At 57.6% G+C, this 16,490-nt stretch carries 16 protein-coding genes and 1 tRNA gene; 9 read left to right on the top strand and 8 right to left on the bottom strand.

Annotation, left to right across the window (positions count from 1 at the left end; genetic code table 11):
- Positions 1 to 44: 44 nt before the first annotated feature.
- From gspK to QY316_12195, 4 genes are all read right to left on the bottom strand, one after another.
- Positions 45 to 998, bottom strand: coding sequence for a type II secretion system minor pseudopilin GspK (gene gspK, locus QY316_12180; protein WKZ32654.1), 954 nt, complete (start codon positions 996 to 998; stop codon positions 45 to 47).
- Positions 995 to 1,618, bottom strand: coding sequence for a type II secretion system protein GspJ (locus tag QY316_12185; protein WKZ32655.1), 624 nt, complete (start codon positions 1,616 to 1,618; stop codon positions 995 to 997). The genes gspK and QY316_12185 overlap by 4 nt, the downstream gene beginning before the upstream one ends.
- A gap of 112 nt (positions 1,619 to 1,730) precedes the next feature.
- Positions 1,731 to 2,075, bottom strand: a complete 345-nt coding sequence (locus QY316_12190) for a prepilin-type N-terminal cleavage/methylation domain-containing protein (GenBank protein WKZ32656.1) — start codon at positions 2,073 to 2,075, stop codon at positions 1,731 to 1,733.
- Entirely contained in the window at positions 2,068 to 2,550 is a 483-nt protein-coding gene (locus QY316_12195; GenBank protein WKZ32657.1) for a prepilin-type N-terminal cleavage/methylation domain-containing protein, read from the bottom strand. Before QY316_12195 ends, QY316_12190 begins: the two co-directional genes overlap by 8 nt.
- A gap of 531 nt (positions 2,551 to 3,081) precedes the next feature.
- Here QY316_12195 and QY316_12200 point away from each other — a divergent pair.
- Genes QY316_12200 through QY316_12215 form a run of 4 tightly spaced genes read left to right on the top strand, consistent with a single transcriptional unit; the run spans position 3,082 to position 8,679 of the window.
- Positions 3,082 to 3,972 (top strand): hypothetical protein, encoded by an 891-nt coding sequence (locus QY316_12200; GenBank protein WKZ32658.1) that lies wholly within the window; start codon positions 3,082 to 3,084, stop codon positions 3,970 to 3,972.
- 10 nt (positions 3,973 to 3,982) lie between these two features.
- A complete protein-coding gene (gene gspD / locus QY316_12205) occupies positions 3,983 to 5,932 on the top strand; it encodes a type II secretion system secretin GspD (protein ID WKZ32659.1) in 1,950 nt (649 codons plus the stop codon).
- Positions 5,933 to 5,947: 15 nt separating this feature from the next.
- Positions 5,948 to 7,468, top strand: coding sequence for a type II secretion system ATPase GspE (gspE, locus tag QY316_12210; GenBank protein ID WKZ32660.1), 1,521 nt, complete (start codon positions 5,948 to 5,950; stop codon positions 7,466 to 7,468).
- 20 nt (positions 7,469 to 7,488) lie between these two features.
- Positions 7,489 to 8,679, top strand: a complete 1,191-nt coding sequence (locus QY316_12215; GenBank protein WKZ32661.1) for a type II secretion system F family protein — start codon at positions 7,489 to 7,491, stop codon at positions 8,677 to 8,679.
- A 15-nt stretch (positions 8,680 to 8,694) separates the two neighbouring features.
- Here QY316_12215 and msrA read toward each other — a convergent pair whose 3' ends face one another.
- Positions 8,695 to 9,183 (bottom strand): peptide-methionine (S)-S-oxide reductase MsrA, encoded by a 489-nt coding sequence (gene msrA, locus QY316_12220; protein WKZ32662.1) that lies wholly within the window; start codon positions 9,181 to 9,183, stop codon positions 8,695 to 8,697.
- A gap of 334 nt (positions 9,184 to 9,517) precedes the next feature.
- Positions 9,518 to 9,609: transfer RNA gene (locus QY316_12225), tRNA-Ser, on the bottom strand.
- Between the two features lie 125 nt (positions 9,610 to 9,734).
- On the opposite strand from QY316_12225, the gene QY316_12230 reads away from it, so the two are divergent.
- Positions 9,735 to 10,241 (top strand): hypothetical protein, encoded by a 507-nt coding sequence (locus QY316_12230; GenBank protein WKZ32663.1) that lies wholly within the window; start codon positions 9,735 to 9,737, stop codon positions 10,239 to 10,241.
- 281 nt (positions 10,242 to 10,522) lie between these two features.
- Positions 10,523 to 11,224, top strand: coding sequence for a PilZ domain-containing protein (locus QY316_12235; GenBank protein ID WKZ32664.1), 702 nt, complete (start codon positions 10,523 to 10,525; stop codon positions 11,222 to 11,224).
- 137 nt (positions 11,225 to 11,361) lie between these two features.
- Here the strand turns inward: QY316_12235 and QY316_12240 are convergent, their stop codons facing one another.
- Positions 11,362 to 12,264, bottom strand: a complete 903-nt coding sequence (locus QY316_12240; GenBank protein ID WKZ32665.1) for a GNAT family N-acetyltransferase — start codon at positions 12,262 to 12,264, stop codon at positions 11,362 to 11,364.
- Between the two features lie 256 nt (positions 12,265 to 12,520).
- Between QY316_12240 and QY316_12245 the strand changes: the two genes are divergently transcribed.
- Positions 12,521 to 12,889: a cytochrome-c oxidase gene (locus tag QY316_12245; GenBank protein ID WKZ32666.1), complete on the top strand. Its 369-nt coding sequence runs from the start codon at positions 12,521 to 12,523 to the stop codon at positions 12,887 to 12,889.
- Positions 12,890 to 12,900: 11 nt separating this feature from the next.
- Positions 12,901 to 13,533 carry a TetR/AcrR family transcriptional regulator gene (locus QY316_12250; GenBank protein ID WKZ32667.1) on the top strand — a complete coding sequence of 211 codons (633 nt, stop codon included), beginning with the start codon at positions 12,901 to 12,903 and terminating at the stop codon, positions 13,531 to 13,533.
- A gap of 84 nt (positions 13,534 to 13,617) precedes the next feature.
- Here the strand turns inward: QY316_12250 and QY316_12255 are convergent, their stop codons facing one another.
- On the bottom strand, positions 13,618 to 15,042 hold the full coding sequence (locus QY316_12255) for a PAS domain-containing protein (protein WKZ32668.1): 1,425 nt from the start codon (positions 15,040 to 15,042) through the stop codon (positions 13,618 to 13,620).
- Between the two features lie 236 nt (positions 15,043 to 15,278).
- On the opposite strand from QY316_12255, the gene QY316_12260 reads away from it, so the two are divergent.
- Complete coding sequence (locus QY316_12260; GenBank protein WKZ32669.1) at positions 15,279 to 16,466, top strand: outer membrane protein transport protein; 1,188 nt, start codon at positions 15,279 to 15,281, stop codon at positions 16,464 to 16,466.
- Positions 16,467 to 16,490: the final 24 nt, after the last annotated feature.

The following is a 16,490-nucleotide window of genomic DNA, read 5'->3' on the forward strand; positions in this document are numbered from 1 at the left end:
AAATCCATGCGTGGATTGCCTGGCAGGTGTTTTTCAATACCCTGCTAAAGCCTTCTCCAGTAGAGGACGCCCTTTTCTGCCTCGAAGACCGCCTCTATCTCCCGCGAGACCTCGCCTGACGTGGCCCTCGAATGGACGCTGAATATCCGGCTCTCAACTTTTATGCCGTCCATGAGCCCGTAGCCTGCCTCCTCGAAACCCGGCACTTTCATTATTTCGGACCTGTCCCTGAAAGGCCTCTCCATCCTCCGCTTTATGAGGTTTCTGGCGAGCTCTTCGGTCATCTCATCCGAAAGGGCGAGCAGCACCTCCAATGGGGCGGTGTTCACGTTAATGAGCCCGTCAGTATTATAGGGCGAAACAAAGGGCTTTAGCATTGAAAGCACCTCGGGCGAAAAGCCCTTTATCATCAGGAGCTCTCCAATGGAGCCCGGATACCCGTTCCTCGCCTCATAGGGTGATTTGAGCCTCAGGTAATGCTCAGGGCCCTCTGCCCCGTATGCCCTCGGCTGGTCGTCGCCGTCGATCCAGTCCGCCAGGGCGTCCTCAAGCCCTTCGCGGCCCTTTATCCCCAACCCTTCAAGGAGCCTTGAGAATACCGCGTGCGTCCTGCCGTTTTCGACACCGTTGGGGTAGACCGTCCGTAACGAGGCCTTTCCAAGCTCGTCATGCACCCTTACGACTACCGACGCCCCCCCTTCCGAGGCGGTAAAGAGGAGCCCGTCCTTATCAATCGCGATATTCGGCCCGGACTTGAGCATCTCTTTAAGGGCCTCTTGGGCTAGCTCGACCCCCTTGCCGGCCAGGAGAGCGGCCCTCTGTCCCTCCGCGAAATTCGAGGCCCTGGATGTGGAGACGTGCACCCTGTAGACGAACTCCGTCACGATAGCCGCGAGTACCGCGAGGATAACGAGCGCGGCTATAAGTACAAAACCGCCCTCCACCGGTCTCCGCACCCCGCTCACGGCGGCGCTCCTCTTCCGCGAGGGAGAGTTCATCTTATCATGGTCCTCGAAAGGGCGGTAAACTCCCTTCCGTCCCTAAAGACCACCCTGGCCCTTACGGCAAGGGGGAGCTTCTTTTCAAGTGTAGCCTCCCATGCGTTGGCCCAGGACGTGCCGTTACTGTAGCTCAACTCGAAAGCCTCGATGCCGGAGAGCGCCTCCGAGACGAACCTTTCGCCTATAAGCGGGTTCCACGTCTCCCTGTAAAGGGCAAGCCCCCCTTCCCCATGCTTAGCGAAGTAGCCTATTGCCATTAGGTCCGTGGAAGGGGCTACCCCCCTTTGAGGCCTTGATGAGAAAGATGAATAATATGTGAACTCCAGGGCAGAAGCCCCTGACCTCGTCTTCCCGGAAAAGGCGGAACGGGGATCTTCGGGGCTGAAGTACGCGGAGTTGACCTCGCCCGAAAGCCTATCAAGGAACATCCCGGCCTCCAGGTCCCTCTCGAGCGAACTACCGGTCCTTTCGCCCGCGCCGAGTACGCTCATGAGGACGCCGTAAAGCGAAAGGAGCGCAATAGAGCCGACAGCGAGCGCAACGAGCACCTCTATGAGCGTAAACCCGCTATTCCTAACAGGATGTTGAAAAAATCCTTCCTGGACTTTTTCAACCACGGCTTGGCCGGAATGAATCCGTCCAAGCCTTACAAATTGCTCGACCTGGATAGTCTTCGCAATTTGGCAATCCATCCGTGGATTGCCAAGCAGGGTGTTTTTCAACACCCTGCTAATAAAAGGTATGGAGCGTAAGGCTCTTGGATTCATCCCAGCTTATCCTTACATCCAGCCGCTTAAGTCCGGGGAGCTCCGTATCCAACGGCTGCATCTCCCACGTGAAAGTCTTGAAGTCGCCTTCAAACGATCCATTCATGATGCCAGGCGGCCCGTAGAGCGAGACCTCCTCTGCCTTGAACCTGCCGAGTATGGAAGCGGCTACAAGGTCGCTTGTCTCGGAAGCCGCCTTAAGGTGGTAATTGAAGGCGGAAACGAGCGTCACTACCGCCCCCGCCAGTATGGCGAGGCTTATCATCACCTCAAGGAGGGTAAACCCTTTTTCCCCCTTTTCAGGCATATCCCTCGACCGCCACGGCCTTTCCCGAATATGGGTTGAATTTCACGGTGAACCAGTCCTTCCCGGCCCCCAGGTGCACGGAAAACTCCTCGGCCGCCCCGAGCGGCGTAAAGACGACCGACACGGTCCCCGTCTCCATCTTCCCGAGCCCCCCTACGACAATGTCGCGGAGCACGGCCCCGCCGCTCATTTTGAGGCCCCTGATGCCAGTGTCCACTGAAAATTCCTTGCCGTCAGGGGAGCGCTCTACCACGACAGATCCTTTTTCGATATCGAATGAGACCTTGTAGTAAAGGCGCTTTGTAGCGGCAGATTCATTCGCGTACCTCAAGAGAGTCGAGAGCTTGCCTGCCTGAGACTTGAGGGCAGCGCGCTCGAACCCCGCAAGCCTGGGCAGCGCCACGGCGAGCGCGAGCCCTATGACGGCCATAAGGACGACCAGCTCAATGATGGTGAAGCCGCGGCGGCATCGCATCCGCCCCGGGAACCGGGGCCCTGGACCCGGAAGAGAAATCCTCGCCATTACGTTTAAACTTCGGCTTTCCTGCGGGTATCTTTTGGTGGGCATTTTAAAGGGGCCTCCCGGCCTTGCAAACAGGAGCACCAAGGATTACATGGACCTGGACTGGACAGGTCCGAACGCAAATACATACAGACCCCCTGAATAACAGAAAATTCCCGGTTTTTCAAGTAAAAACCTGATATTTGCCTTGAAAACCGGCTCCCCTTTCGATAATATCTCCGGTAGGGTCCCGCCTTCCAGGTCTTCCCCCGGCGGGGCTGCCCTTTTCGCGGCGCCTTTTTCTCTTTCCATGAAAACGAAAATTTATTAAGGCAACTTCTAAAAAAAACAGAGATCCTTCCCGCAATCAAGGAAGGCCGGGAATAAAAAGCGGAGCATATACTGGTAATATGTGAGCATTTTTATTACCGTAACTACGCAGGGTCCGGGGAAAAGATCGATTTTTTAAAGATTGCCTTAAATATCAGCTGAGACCAGGCCGAAATGAAACTTATGAACCTTAAGACGGTGAACCTGGTCAACGCGGCGCTGGCACTGGCCATAATACCGGCTGCCGCCTTAGTTGCGAGGGATTGGGTCGTACTTCGAAGCACGGCCCCCGTTACGCCGAATGAGGGCGCAAGGCCTGTCCCTGCAAGGACCGTAACGGACATCATGGCCTATGCCCCGGTCGTCGAAAGCGCCGTCTTCCCTTCAAGGGACAAGAGGTTCAGGGCCGTTCCAATCGGGGATGAAAACACTTCCTCAAGCGGCGGCTCTGCCGAGTTCGCGGGCATGATCCTTGGCGGCACCTTTACGGGTGAGGACAGTTTCGCGGTATTCCGTAGAAGCGGCTCGGCCCAGGAAGAGGTCGTAAGGCCGGGGGAAAGAGTGTTCGGGACAGCCACCCTGCTCAAAGTCCTCCGGGACTCGGCCATTGTCTCAACGGGCTCCGGCGAGGCCACGTTGCGGATAGAAGAGGAAAGGCCCGGCTTTGCTTCGCGTCCGGACCCGGCGCAGGCAGCTGCCCCGGTTGCGCAAGGGGGTTTCCTCGCGGCTTCGAGAAAGGTCGGCGAGGGACAGTGGGTCGTGGACCAGAAGGCGGTCATGAGCGCGCTCGGCGACATAGGCCAGGTGCTTTCGGACGCAAGGCTTACGCCCGTCGTAAAGGACGGCAAGGTCCAGGGCTTTCGCGTTACCGAAATAAAGCCGAAAGGCGTATTCAAGGCGCTCGGGCTCAATAACGGGGACATACTCGGCAGGGTCAACGGGCAGGAGGTCACGACACCCGAGAAGGCGGTCCAGGTGCTTACGGCCCTCAAGGGCGAGTCCAATATCGAGCTCGATATCGTGCGCGGCGGAAGACCCATGAGCCTGCGTTATGAAATAAGATAGCCGGATGAAGATGCTTAAGACGTTAAAAAAAGCCCTCCTCACCTATTCGCTGCTCCTACTGGCGCTTGCCCCGGTCGAGGCCAAGGCCCGCGAGGCCGCCGCGCCCAAGGGGGCGGCAGCCGAGATTACCATAAACTTCGTAGACGTCGAGGTATCGTCGCTTATAAGGATCATGAGCGAGATAACCCGGAAGAACTTCATCTACGACGCCGAGGGCGGCGCAAAGGGCAGGGTCACGATAGTGGCCCCGGCAAAACTCACGAGCGACGAGGCGATGGACCTCTTCATATCGGCCCTGGAGCTCAAGGGTTTTGCGGTGGTCCCCTCAGGAGACGCCTACAAGATAATCCCCTCGTCCTTGGCGAAGCAGAGCGGCATGAAGGTATCTGACGGCGCGGCCCTGGCCAGGGGCGACCAGTATATCGTAAGGCTTATAACGCTCGAATACGTCTCCTTCCAGGAGGCCCTTTCCGCGGTCCAGCCGCTTATATCGAGGTACGGGCAGGTATCGAGCTTCGGCTCGAAGAACGCGCTCATGGTGGTGGACACCTCCTCGAACGTCGAAAAGATACTCAATATACTCAAATCGGTGGACAGGCCCGCCGGGGCGCCTGAGCCGGAGCTCGTATACCTGAGGCACGCGCAGGCCGAGGCCCTCGTGCAGATACTCAGGCATGAGGAACAGAGGAGGACGGGCCCCAAAAGGGGGCCGGACGGGCAGTCCGACAGCGGCATCTCGCTCGATTCAAGGCTTAACGCGATAATACTCTCCAACTCGCCCGTCGAGCGGGAATATTACAGGCGGTTCATATCCCTCCTGGACGTGGCACCCCCGGAGGCCTCGAGCCGCCTTCACGTCTATTACCTCGAAAACGCGAACTCTGCCGACCTCGGGAAGGTGCTCTCCTCGCTCCTCGACCCGGCCCGGGCCGCGGCTGCCGAGAAGGGCGCGCCGACGCAGATGCCTTTCGGCATAACCGGTAGGATATCCATTACCCCGTTCGACGGGACGAACTCGCTCATAATCATGGCCTCGCCCTCCGACTACCGGAACCTCGTGCAGGTGATAGAGAAGCTCGACAGGAGGCCCAAGCAGGTCTTTGTCGAGGCCATGATAACCGAGGTGAGCATCGACAAGGCCGTGGAGCTCGGGAACAGGTGGCGGGCCACGGGGATGCATAACGGCGACCCGGTCGTGGTAGGCGGCTTCGGGACGGTCGACCAGTCCTCGATACAGTCGGTCGTGAGCGGCCTTGCCGGGCTTTCCATAGGCGGCCTCGGGAACTTCATTACAGTCCCGGTCACCAGGCCGGACGGGACGAGCTTCAACCTCACCGCCCCGGGGTTCGCGGCACTCTTTTCGCTCTCCTCCTTCAGGGACGTCGTTAACGTACTCTCGACCCCGCACCTTTTGACGAGCGACAACTCCGAGGCCGAGATAATGGTCGGCGAGAACGTGCCGTTCCTGAGCAAGCTCGAGCGCGAGACAGGCACCACTGGCCAGCCACTTATTCAATCGATCGAGCGGAAGGACGTCGGCATTAAATTACGGATAAAGCCCAAGATAAGCGAGGGGGACTTCGTAAAGCTCGACATATACCAGGAGATATCGGCCATCTCCCCGACGACCGTCGCGGGCGCTTCGGACCTCATCACGACCAAGCGCTCGGCCCAGACTAGCGTAGTCGCAAAGAACAACCAGACCGTCGTCATAGGCGGCCTCATACAGACGCGGAAGACCAACAGCACGGTGAAGGTGCCACTCCTCGGCGACATACCGCTCCTGGGGTGGCTATTCAAGTTCAAGAGGGAACAGGACCAGAAGACGAACCTCCTCGTATTCATAACCCCGTATATCGTGAACGACTTCCAGGGGCTCGACGAGCTCCGGATGAGGAAGGAATCCGAATTCGACCAGAACAGCCGCCCGGCCAAGCCTCAGGGCGGCGCCGCACCCTGAGGCATCATGGCTGATATGACCGGAAAGAATCTGCCCCGGATAAACCGCATTGCCGACGAGGACATGGACGCTTCCATCCTCAGCCGCTTCTCCCTCCCTTTCCTTAAAAAGAACCTGGTCCTGCCCCTCCGGAGAAGGGACGGCATCCTGCCAGTGGCGGTCTCCGGCCTTGAGGCGGTCTTTGCGCTCAACGAGATAGAGAGGACCGCCGGTGGGCCGGTCACGCCGGTTATCGCTGAGAGGCAGGAGATACTCGACGCGATAAACAGGTCGTTTGACAGGCTCTCCGGCTCGGCAAAGGACGTCATCGACGGGCTGGGCTCGGAAAGCCTCGAAACCCTCTACAGCAGCTGGGAGGAGCCGAAAGACCTTATCGACCTCGGGGACGAGGCGCCTGTAATAAAGCTTTTGAACTCCCTCCTCTTCGAGGCGGTGCGGGACCGGGCGAGCGACATACACATCGAGCCTTACGAGAAGGAGGTCGAGGTCCGCTTCAGGGTCGACGGCGTCCTCCATCCGGTCCTCTCCCCGCCCAAGGCGCTCCAGGAGGCGCTCGTAAGCCGCGTAAAGATCATGGCCGGGCTCGACATAGCGGAGAAGAGGCTTCCGCAGGACGGGAAGATCCGCCTCCTCGTAGCGGGCAAGGACATCTATGTAAGGGTCTCGATAATACCCACCTCCCACGGCGAAAGGGCGGTGTTGAGGCTCCTCGACAGCAAGGCCGAGGTCATCGCGTTCCCGAGGCTCGGCCTCGACCAGGGCCAGGCCCGCACGCTCGAATCGCTCCTTTCAAAGAATAGCGGCATAATCCTCGTGACCGGCCCTACAGGCTCGGGCAAGACCACCACGCTCTATTCGGCCCTTTCGCGCATAAACTCGACCGAAAGGAACATAATAACCATCGAAGACCCGGTCGAGTACCAGCTTAAGGGCGTGGGGCAGATGCACGTGAACCCGAAGATAGGCCTCACCTTCGCGAGCGGGCTCCGCTCCATACTCAGGCAGGACCCGGACGTCATCATGGTAGGCGAGATACGGGACAGAGAGACCGCGGAGATAGCGATACAGGCCTCCCTCACCGGGCATCTAGTCCTCTCGACCCTTCACACCAACGACACCGCAAGCTCGATAACAAGGCTCGTGGACATGGGGATAGAGCCTTATCTTGTGTCCTCGTCCATAACCGGCATCCTCGCCCAGAGGCTTGTAAGGGTGCTCTGCCCGGACTGCAGGAAGGAGGCCGCGCCCGGCCACGAGGCCTCCCTTTTCAAGGAGCCGCCCGGAACGCTCTGGACTGCCGCGGGCTGCGCCAAGTGCCTCGGCACCGGCTACAGGGGCAGGGTCGGAATATTCGAGTTTCTCGTGCCCGGCCCGGAGCTGCGCCCCCTCATACTCAGGAACCAGGACGCGGGCACGATAAAGAAGGCTGCCCTCGCCGGCGGCATGAGGACCATGCTCGAGGACGGGCTGGGAAAGGCTTGCAAGGGGGTTACGAGCGTAAAAGAGGTCTTGAGGGTCATACAGGACGAAGACTGAATCCTTTGCTGGGAGCCTGAATGGCCACATACAGGTACAGGGCATATGACGGGAAGGGGAAGCTTTCCGCTGGGAGAATGGAGGCTTCAGGCAGGAACGACGCTCTCCAGCGCCTTAAGGGGCTGGGGCTCCACCCTGTCGAGGTAAAAGAAGCAGAGGCCCAAAAGAGGGGCCGGAAGGTAGCCACAGGTGACCTGGCAATCGCAACGCGCCAGCTATCGACGCTCCTGGCTTCAGGCACGAGCCTTACCGAAGCTCTCTCGGTCCTTGCTGCAAATACGGATAGCGAGCGCCTTAAGGACGTATTCGCGGATGTCAAGGAGGCCGTAACCGGAGGCAGCTCCCTTTCAGAGGCGCTCTTCAGGCATCCCCGGGTATTCAGCCCCTTTTACAGGGGCATGGTGGCCTCGGGCGAGGCGAGCGGCTCGCTGGACAGAATGCTCCCGCGGCTTGCCGCGGAGCTCGAATCAAGGGCAAGGGCCATAACGGAAATAAGGGCCGCCCTCGCCTACCCGGCTCTCATGCTCCTTGTGGGCGCGGGCGTGCTCGCGTTCCTCTTTATCTTTGTTATCCCCAAGATAACCCGCATATTCGAGGACACCGGAGGAAGCCTCCCGTTCATCACGGTCCTCCTTATCCGGAGCGCGGAACTCATCTCAGGCTACTGGCCTGTATTCATCGCGTTCGGAGTGGCGGCATATTTTGCATTCAGGAGGTTTTCAAGGTCCGGGCGTGGAAGGGAGCTTATCGATGACCTGGCGCTCGACCTGCCTTTTGCGGGGAAGCTCATCGCTATTTTCTATCTCTCGGCCTTTACGAGGACCCTCGGGAGCCTCCTCGCGGGCGGCATACAACTCCTGAAGGCACTTGAGATAACGAAAGAGGTCGTGGACCATGCGGCATTCAGGAAGGCCATCGACGAGGCGTCTTCCGACTGCGCGGGAGGCTTGGCGCTATCGACGAGCCTGGCCAAATGCGGACGCATCCCCCCGCTTGTAATCCATATGATAAAAGTAGGGGAAAAGAGCGGCAGCCTCGATGAGGTGCTCCTTCGCGCTGCCGAGGGCTATGAAGCCGAGCTGCAGGCCGGGATAAAAAAGACGATGAGCCTCGTTGAGCCAGCGCTCATCCTGGCGATGGGGGCCGCGGTGGGGTTCATAGTCCTGGCCATACTGCTCCCCATATTCGAGCTCAACCAGGTAATGAGGTAAGGGCGCTCCGGCAATTCAGCCGCAGTACTTAAGCCCCCGCTTCATGAGGTATTTCTGGTGGTATTCCTCGGCGGGATAAAAGGCCGCTGCCGGGGTAATCTCCGTGACTATGGGCCTCCTGTAGAGCCCGGACCTTTCGAGCTCTTCCCTTGATTCCTTCGCGAGCCTTTCCTGGTAGCTATCCGCATAGAAGATGGCGGACCTGTACTGGCTCCCGATATCCGGCCCCTGCCTGTCCATTGTCGTGGGATCGTGTATGTCCCAGAAGACCTTCAAAATCTCCCTGTAGCTCACGATCCCCGGGTCAAATGTGACCTCCACCGCCTCGGCATGGCCCGTGGTATCCGTGCAGACCTCTTTATATGTGGGGTTTTCGGTTTTTCCGCCGGTATAGCCGACCCTGGTCGAGAGAACGCCTTTTACGTTCCTGAAGGTCTCCTCGATGCCCCAGAAGCAGCCGGCCGCGAAGATCGCCCTTTCAATATCCTTTTTCTCCTTTTCCATAAAGCCTCCTTGCTTTATCCCATTATATCATAAGCGTATTATCCCAGGGACCCCGTTGCCCGCATCGGAAAAACGTGGCCAGGCTCTCGGGCATGAGGCATAGAGTGCCCCCAACTCCCGGATGCCGGTGATACATTGCTTACATGCTCCCTGCTGATGATGTCGTGATGGGGACAAAACTGGCGGAGAGGGGGGGATTCGGCCTTCGCTCGTCGGCTTCCTGCCTCCTTGCTCAGGCCCCGCGTGCTCGCTTCCGGGCGCATCCTTGCGCCCTTTTCCTCGCTCCGCTCGGCGCTCGTACGCCTTCGAATCCTGCAAACGAAAATGGGCAAACTGGCGGAGAGGGGGGGATTCGAACCCCCGGTAGGGTTTTATCCCTACAACTGCTTAGCAGGCAGCTGCCTTCAGCCTCTCGGCCACCTCTCCTTGTGCGGGGAAAACCTTTCCAAGCGGATCAAAACGGGATTTATTTGTAACACGGCTCCATGCTATAATCAAGACGCTTTTGTCCGGGCCTCTGGCCCAACTAGATAATTATAGGGGAAATCGATATGGACGAACAGGTAAAAGTTTGCCCCGAGTGCGGGGCTGAGTTCTTCGCGTACGTCACCGAGTGCAACCGGTGCGAATCCGAGCTGGTAAGCCCTGAAGAGGTGCGCGGGCCGTCCCTTAAAAAGACGCATGTGCCGGGCGAAGGCCTTGCCTGCGTGGAGGACGGCACTTACGAGCGGGCCAACGAGGTTGCGTGGGCGCTCCGGAGCGCGGGCTTCGAAGCGTCGGTCCTCCGGGTCCCCGGCGGCTCTTCCTGCAAGGGGAGCTTCGGAGTATTCGTTGAGAGGGGGGCGGCTTCCGAGGCAATGAGGAAGATACAGGAACTATGGAAGCAGGCCAACCCTGAAATTGCGGCAGCCGAAGAGCGGATAAAGAAAGGGATGTGCCCGGCCTGCGGCGCTCTGCTCATGGGCTCTTCCGAGGAATGCCCGGACTGCGGCCTTTTCCTGGGCGAGCGCGAAGGAGAGTGCGACGACCACGGCGGCGGCTGCGGTAGCTGCAAATAAGAGCTTCGGGAAAACAGGCAAAATTGTAATTTCCTGCAAAACCCGGCTGTGTTATAGTCATCCCGGCCATGCGGTCGGTTTGAGAGGCATTCGTTGGGTCCATGCATGAGAACGGCATCCCTTCTTGACGCAGCACTTCCGGAAAATCCGGTTCTCTCAAGGCTTCTCAGCTCACCCCCATAAGCCGCTGGTTTGTTCCGCCCGGAAAATATAAAGGCTGCCTTCACTACCTGACGCGAGCAAGGGCTCTTTTTGAAGCGGCCTGAAAACAGGAGGCAAAAATGGATTGGAAGCCGCCTTCAGCCCATCCTCAGGCCCAGGGTTCGGCCGGACCTCAGCCGCGCCCACCGAGGCTCAGCCTCGGAGAGGCCCTGATAGTCGAGATCTCGAAGCTTGATATAAGGCTTAAGAGCGTCCTGGTCGGCTTCGAGGCCGGGAGTTTCCTGCTTATTAAACTCTCCCCGAACGACTTGATGGGAATGTTCAGGAGCGAGACCGTTGTAAGGAACCCGGTTACGGTCAAGTTCCAGGTCAAGGACGCGGTATACAGCTTCAATACGGAGATCCTTAATATCGTCTCAAACCCCTCCAAGCTCATGTTCCTCGCCTTCCCCGGCAAGATCGAGGAGCTAAAGATCCGCCCCGAGCTCCGGCGCCAGTGCGCACTGCCGGCGATGATAATGCTCAATAACGAGATTATAGACATGCAGATAGTCGACCTCAGCGCCAGGGGTTGCCAGTGCTCAATAAGCACGTCCGGCAGGAACGGAGAAACGCTCCGGAAGCTCATGCACGTGAACGCGGCTATTGAGATACTCGTGAACTTCCCGGAGACCAGAGAGAGGCTCAAGCTTACCGGGCGGGTCAGGAACATCGGAAACGACGGGGACAGGCTCAATATCGGGGTAATGTTCGAGGGGCTTGTTCCGGAGACGAGCGCAAGGGTAGAGAGCTTCCTTACGAAGTCCGCGAGCCCGGGTTAAAACACGTCAAGGGATTCCGGAATACCTCGGGCATATAATCATGATAGCCGAGAGCCGCGCTTTTTTCACGAGTGACCGAAAAAAACCATGCCGATTCCAATCGACATGGCGGCGCCCTGAAGCCTGGTTACGGGAGCCTAGTAGAGTGACGGTCCTGAAGGCAGGTACTGTTCCATTTGTCCGAAGGCCCCGGTTGTAAGGAAGTGGGCAAAGCCCGTAAGGCGGAGCCCCGCCTCAAAGGCGAACCTCAAGGCGGAATGGTTTATTCCCGGCACAGCCAGCCTGACCGCAGGGGAAGTTTCCGAAGCCTCAATGAAGGCAAGCTCCAGAAGGGGCCGTGCCGCCTGCGGTTCGTTCCATGCGGCTGGGCCGATGCTGCCATTGCCTATGTAGTAATAACCGACGAAGCTTCCATTCCGGCGCACCTGCCTACCACGGAAATCCGGGCTCCCAGACCAGAGTTCATGGTCCGCCTCGCGGCGAGCGCCGCGGACGTACTGGTCCAGCTCCATTGCGAGGGATTTTTCGAGCGGCCCGGCCTCATAGCCTGACGGGCGCGAAAGGGGCCCCGGCTTCCCTTCGAAAAGGAGCACCTGGTAGCCGGGCAGCATCCCAAGTTTCATATAGGACGCCATCGCCGTATGGTCGACAGAGGACCATGTGCAGAAGACTTCCGCCCCCGCCTTTACGCCCTCCTCCCAGGTAAGCCTCAGTAGCGGCATCCCTATTTTCCGCCTCTGCAATTCCGGAAGGGCCCAGAAGGAGGAGAGATACCAGACGCGGCCGCGTATGACCGCCCCGGATACGGCGACGATGCGCCCGCGAGCTACCGCTGCATGGAAGACGCCTATAGAGAGTATGTGATCATACGCCTTGAGCACGGCCGTGCGTGGAGGCGTCGCTGCGGCGATATTGTTCCTGGAGTACAAGTCCGCAACCGCCCTGAGGAAAAGGTCGGACATTTCAGGCACGTCCTCGGGGCGGGCGGATCGGTATTCGACCTTCACTTCCTTGTCGTCAAATGGCCCCTTTAGAACCATAAAACGCTCCCTGGCGATACCGTTGGCCATGCGGCGGATGAACTGGAATTCGCGCAGATTATATCCCGCTACGCGGGCAGAGTCCAGCGCTATGGAAAAGCAACCGTGTCGGGTTGAAAAAAGGCTTGACAAAATGTGTACTGTACGATACAGTACACATAACCAGGCGGAAACGGAACGCGCCATTCGCATACGGGCGGAGCTTCATTTACGCATCTGCCAGAAAATCTCAAAGAGGTCAAAAGGAGGGCGGGGCATGGAAAAGTTGGCCGGGTATTTCATGAAGGCCGGCGTCTTGTACGCGCTGGCCGGGTTCACTATCGGACTGGTAATGGGCGCGACGCATAACTTCGGGATGACCTCCGTGCACGTGCATCTGAGTGTAATCGGGTGGTTGACCATGGCGGTCTTCGCGATGTATTATCATCTTGTCCCGGTTGCGGCAAGGAACGGAGCGGCAAAGGCGCACTTCTGGATAGCGAACGCTGGCGTGCTCATACTGACCGCAAGTCTCGCGCTCCTTGTAAGCGGGGTTTCAGCAGCGGAGGCCGGGGCCGCAATCGGCTCGATAATCACCGTCCTTGCGCTCCTCATATTCACATACATCGTATTCAAGACGGCTTAGCAGGGGACCTGATGGCGAAGACAAAGACTAACGCGCCGGGCATAAAGAGGCGCGAGGCCATGATCGAGGCGGCGTGGACCCTTTTCATGCAGAAGGGCTACACGGCCGTGAGCGTGGACGAGATAATAAGGATGTCCGGCGGGTCGAAGTCCTCTTTCTATGTCTTTTTCGGGAGCAAGGAAGGTCTTTTCATGGAGATAGTCACCTCGGTCACGAACCAGCTCCTTGAGGAGTTCATGGTCCCCGTGACCTCGGGCCTTTCTGCAAGAGAGTCCCTCACGAGGATAGGCCGCACCATAGGCAACAAGATCCTCACTGAAAAGGGCACTGGTCTTTACCGGCTTTCGGCCTCGATCTCCTGGCAGTTCCCCGAGATATCCAGGATGTTCTACGAGTCAGGTCCCAAGCGAGGCTGGAAAGGACTCGCGGAATACCTGAGGAAAGAGGTCTCAGCGGGGAGGCTCCGTATAAAAGACCCCTTGATGGCGGCGGAGTTCTTCTTCGGGATGATAATCTCGAAAGACCATATCTCCATGCCGCTCGGCTGCTCCGGCCCCCCGCCGAAACAACGGGTCGAGAGACTGGTGGCCGAGGCGGTCGACGTCTTCATGGCCGCCTACGGCAACGTGGATTCGATTGGCTGAAATATTATCTGGAGTATTGTAAGGATACTGGTGCCCGAAGGCCGTGGTCGGACCGGCACGGTGATTTCAACGCTTATCTAAACGTTATTCATTACCGGCTTTCCTTTCCTTGCCGTATAACCTCTCTTCGCAGTCGGGGCATATGCTGTGAGTAAATTCAGCTTCGGAATGTTTCTCGATATATTTTTCCATACTCGACCAGTTGCCCTCTTCATCTCGTATTCTTTTACAGCTGGCGCATATGGGGAGAAGCCCGCTTAATGTCTTTATCCTGCCGAGCGCTTCCTGCAGCTCGCTAATCAGCTTTTTCTGCTCGTTTTCCAGCTCTTTTTTTTCGGTTATATCCTGTATCGTGCCCGTGACGGCCACTGCCCTGCCGTCCCTCATATCCGGCTCGCCTATTCCATGCAGATATTTCATGCGCCCCAGCCCGGAGATTATCCTGAATTCCACCTCGTAGCGGACCCCCTTGAGCGCCTCCTCCAGGCAGGTCTTCGCCAATGTCCTGTCCTCCGGATAAATCATGCCAATCAATTTCGCGTAGCTTATGGGAGTACCCCGGGGCAGCTCAAAAATATCATAACTCTCTTGCGACCCGGAAAAATTATCCGAAGCGATATCCCAGGCCCAGTCTCCGAAATGCGCCGTCTTCTGCGCATGTTCAAGCTCGGCGATGAGCTTTTTCTGTTCATTTTCCAGCTCTTTTTTTTCAGTTATGTCCTGTATCGTGCCTATCAAGGATTTTCTGCCGTTCTGGATCTTGAGCTCGCCTATGGCCTGAATGTACTTTAGCTTCCCCGTCCCGGAAATTATCCTGAATTCCTCCCTGTTTAAGACCCCCCCGAGTGCCTGCTCCATGGATTTCCTGACCAGCGGCCTGTCCTCCGGATGGATCATCTCCATCAATCTCGCATAATTTACGGGAGTCCCTACCGGCAGTTCAACAATATAGTAGCTCTCCTGAGAGCCGAAAAAATTATCCGACTCGATATCCCACACCCAGTTGCCGAGATGCGCTCTCCTTTGCGCGTACTGAAGCTCGCCTATGAGCATACGCTGCTCGTTTTCCAGCTCTTTTCTCTCCGTCAGGTCCTGTATGGTGCCGTTCAAGGCTACCGGTTTTCCGTTACGGCTTTCCAATTCACCCATGACCTGGACATGCTTTACATATCCGTTCCGGGTCTTTATCCTGAATTCAAATTTGTAAACGGCTCCCCTCAGGCCGTCTTCTATCGCGTCCCTGACCAGCGCCCTGTCCTCGGGATGCACGAACCCCATCATCCCGCTTAAAGGCATCGGGGTGCCGGGAGGCATCTCGAAAATCCTGTATGCCTCCCGCGATCCGTAAAAATTGTCCCGTTCGATATCCCATGTCCAGTTTGCGAGGTGCGATATCTTCTGCGCATACTCGAGCAGGCGCTGGCTCTCCTTGAGTTTTTTTTCCACGCCTTCAAGCTCGCCTATGCGCTTGACCAGCTCATCTCTCGGTTTTTCATCGAACTGGGCCATATCTCGCTATTTTGATATCTATTGATTTGATTATAGAGCAATTAACGCCATCCGCTACTCAAACCAGGGCCCATGCGGCTGTTGATGGCTATGGCAGTCACCGTATTTGCGAGTATACTCGTCCTTATAAGATATTTGGTTTTATTTGGGCGCTTGCTGGAAAAAACGTAACCAATAGGGTGTTTAAGAGCATGCCTGCCTTAAAAAACATAACTTTTGCGTTTTTGTTGTTATTAATGCTCCCCGGCACGGTTAACGCCTCCGGGTTCAAGGTGGACCAGCAAGGGGCGAAAGCGCTGGGGATGGCAAACGCCTATGCCGCGACTGCCGACGACCCCTCGGCAATCTACTTCAATCCCGCAGGACTGGCAGGGCAGCGGGACCCTGCCCTGTATCTTGGCGCATTCGCGCTGGCTCCCTCGACGGAATTCAAGGATCCCTCCGGCGCCGAGGTGGAGATGGACGAGCTGTTCGTAGCGCCGCATTTTTACTTGACCTACCCGTACCGGAACGTCAGTTTCGGCCTTGGCGTCTACGCGCCTTTCGGGCTCGGCACGAACTGGAGCGAAGCAGGGGTGGCCAGATACCAGGCTACCGAGAGCGAAATCGACACCCTGAATATAAATCCGGCAATAGCCATGCGCGTCCGGCCCTGGCTATTGGTGGGCGCCGGGGTCGATTACATGAGGTCGAGCGCGACCCTAAAAAAAATGGTCGACCAGTCGCTCGTGGGCGGCGCCGACGCGCGGTCCAGCCTTGAAGGCGATGGCTACGGCTGGGGGTACAATGCCGGGGTCATAATCATCCCTGCCGAAAGCTTCAGGCTCGGCGTATCGTACCGCAGCGCGATAGATGTCGACTTCGACGGCTCGGCGTCACTTGATAATATCGCACCGGCCCTTCAGCCGCTATTCGGAGGGGCCTCATTTGTAACGAATGCCCGGACCAGCATAGAATTCCCGGCTACCCTGATGATAGGGGCCGCTTACGAAGCAACGGAAAATACGACAGTGGAGCTCGATTTTGAAAGGACATACTGGTCGAGCTACGAAAGCCTCGATATCGACCTGCAAAACGAGGTTCAGCCGGCAGGTTTTACCGATACAAGCGAACCAAAAGACTGGAGGGACATCTGGGCCGTAAGGGCGGGGGTCGAATACAGGGCCGCGGAGCGCATATCATTGAGGGGCGGGTATGTATTCCAGAATAACCCGGTGCCGGACCACACGCTGGAGCCCAGGCTTCCGGATTCCGACCAGCACAATATCAGTTTCGGAATTGGCTACAAAGCAGCGAATCTCGTAATCGATGCCGCTTATATGTTTGCATATTTCGAGAACCGGGAAGCCGAGAACAGCATCTTAAGCGGCGAATACCGCACTTCCGGCCATTCCGCGGGGTTGAGTATCGGCTACAGGTTCTGAAAAATCAGCCGGTCATTTTCAGTT

This window comes from Thermodesulfobacteriota bacterium (genome assembly GCA_030583865.1).
In the GTDB taxonomy this organism is placed as follows: domain Bacteria; phylum Desulfobacterota; class GWC2-55-46; order GWC2-55-46; family GWC2-55-46; genus UBA5799.

What these genes read in the sequence shown, in the direction of transcription:
- gspK (WKZ32654.1), bottom strand. Translation starts at nt 998, where the DNA reads ATGAACTCTCCCTCGCGGAAGAGGAGCGCCGCCGTGAGCGGGGTGCGG.
- QY316_12190 (WKZ32656.1), bottom strand. Translation starts at nt 2,075, where the DNA reads ATGCCTGAAAAGGGGGAAAAAGGGTTTACCCTCCTTGAGGTGATGATA.
- QY316_12195 (WKZ32657.1), bottom strand. Translation starts at nt 2,550, where the DNA reads ATGCGATGCCGCCGCGGCTTCACCATCATTGAGCTGGTCGTCCTTATG.
- QY316_12200 (WKZ32658.1), top strand. Translation starts at nt 3,082, where the DNA reads ATGAAACTTATGAACCTTAAGACGGTGAACCTGGTCAACGCGGCGCTG.
- gspD (WKZ32659.1), top strand. Translation starts at nt 3,983, where the DNA reads ATGCTTAAGACGTTAAAAAAAGCCCTCCTCACCTATTCGCTGCTCCTA.
- gspE (WKZ32660.1), top strand. Translation starts at nt 5,948, where the DNA reads ATGACCGGAAAGAATCTGCCCCGGATAAACCGCATTGCCGACGAGGAC.
- QY316_12215 (WKZ32661.1), top strand. Translation starts at nt 7,489, where the DNA reads ATGGCCACATACAGGTACAGGGCATATGACGGGAAGGGGAAGCTTTCC.
- msrA (WKZ32662.1), bottom strand. Translation starts at nt 9,183, where the DNA reads ATGGAAAAGGAGAAAAAGGATATTGAAAGGGCGATCTTCGCGGCCGGC.
- QY316_12230 (WKZ32663.1), top strand. Translation starts at nt 9,735, where the DNA reads ATGGACGAACAGGTAAAAGTTTGCCCCGAGTGCGGGGCTGAGTTCTTC.
- QY316_12235 (WKZ32664.1), top strand. Translation starts at nt 10,523, where the DNA reads ATGGATTGGAAGCCGCCTTCAGCCCATCCTCAGGCCCAGGGTTCGGCC.
- QY316_12240 (WKZ32665.1), bottom strand. Translation starts at nt 12,264, where the DNA reads ATGGTTCTAAAGGGGCCATTTGACGACAAGGAAGTGAAGGTCGAATAC.
- QY316_12245 (WKZ32666.1), top strand. Translation starts at nt 12,521, where the DNA reads ATGGAAAAGTTGGCCGGGTATTTCATGAAGGCCGGCGTCTTGTACGCG.
- QY316_12250 (WKZ32667.1), top strand. Translation starts at nt 12,901, where the DNA reads ATGGCGAAGACAAAGACTAACGCGCCGGGCATAAAGAGGCGCGAGGCC.
- QY316_12255 (WKZ32668.1), bottom strand. Translation starts at nt 15,042, where the DNA reads ATGGCCCAGTTCGATGAAAAACCGAGAGATGAGCTGGTCAAGCGCATA.
- QY316_12260 (WKZ32669.1), top strand. Translation starts at nt 15,279, where the DNA reads ATGCTCCCCGGCACGGTTAACGCCTCCGGGTTCAAGGTGGACCAGCAA.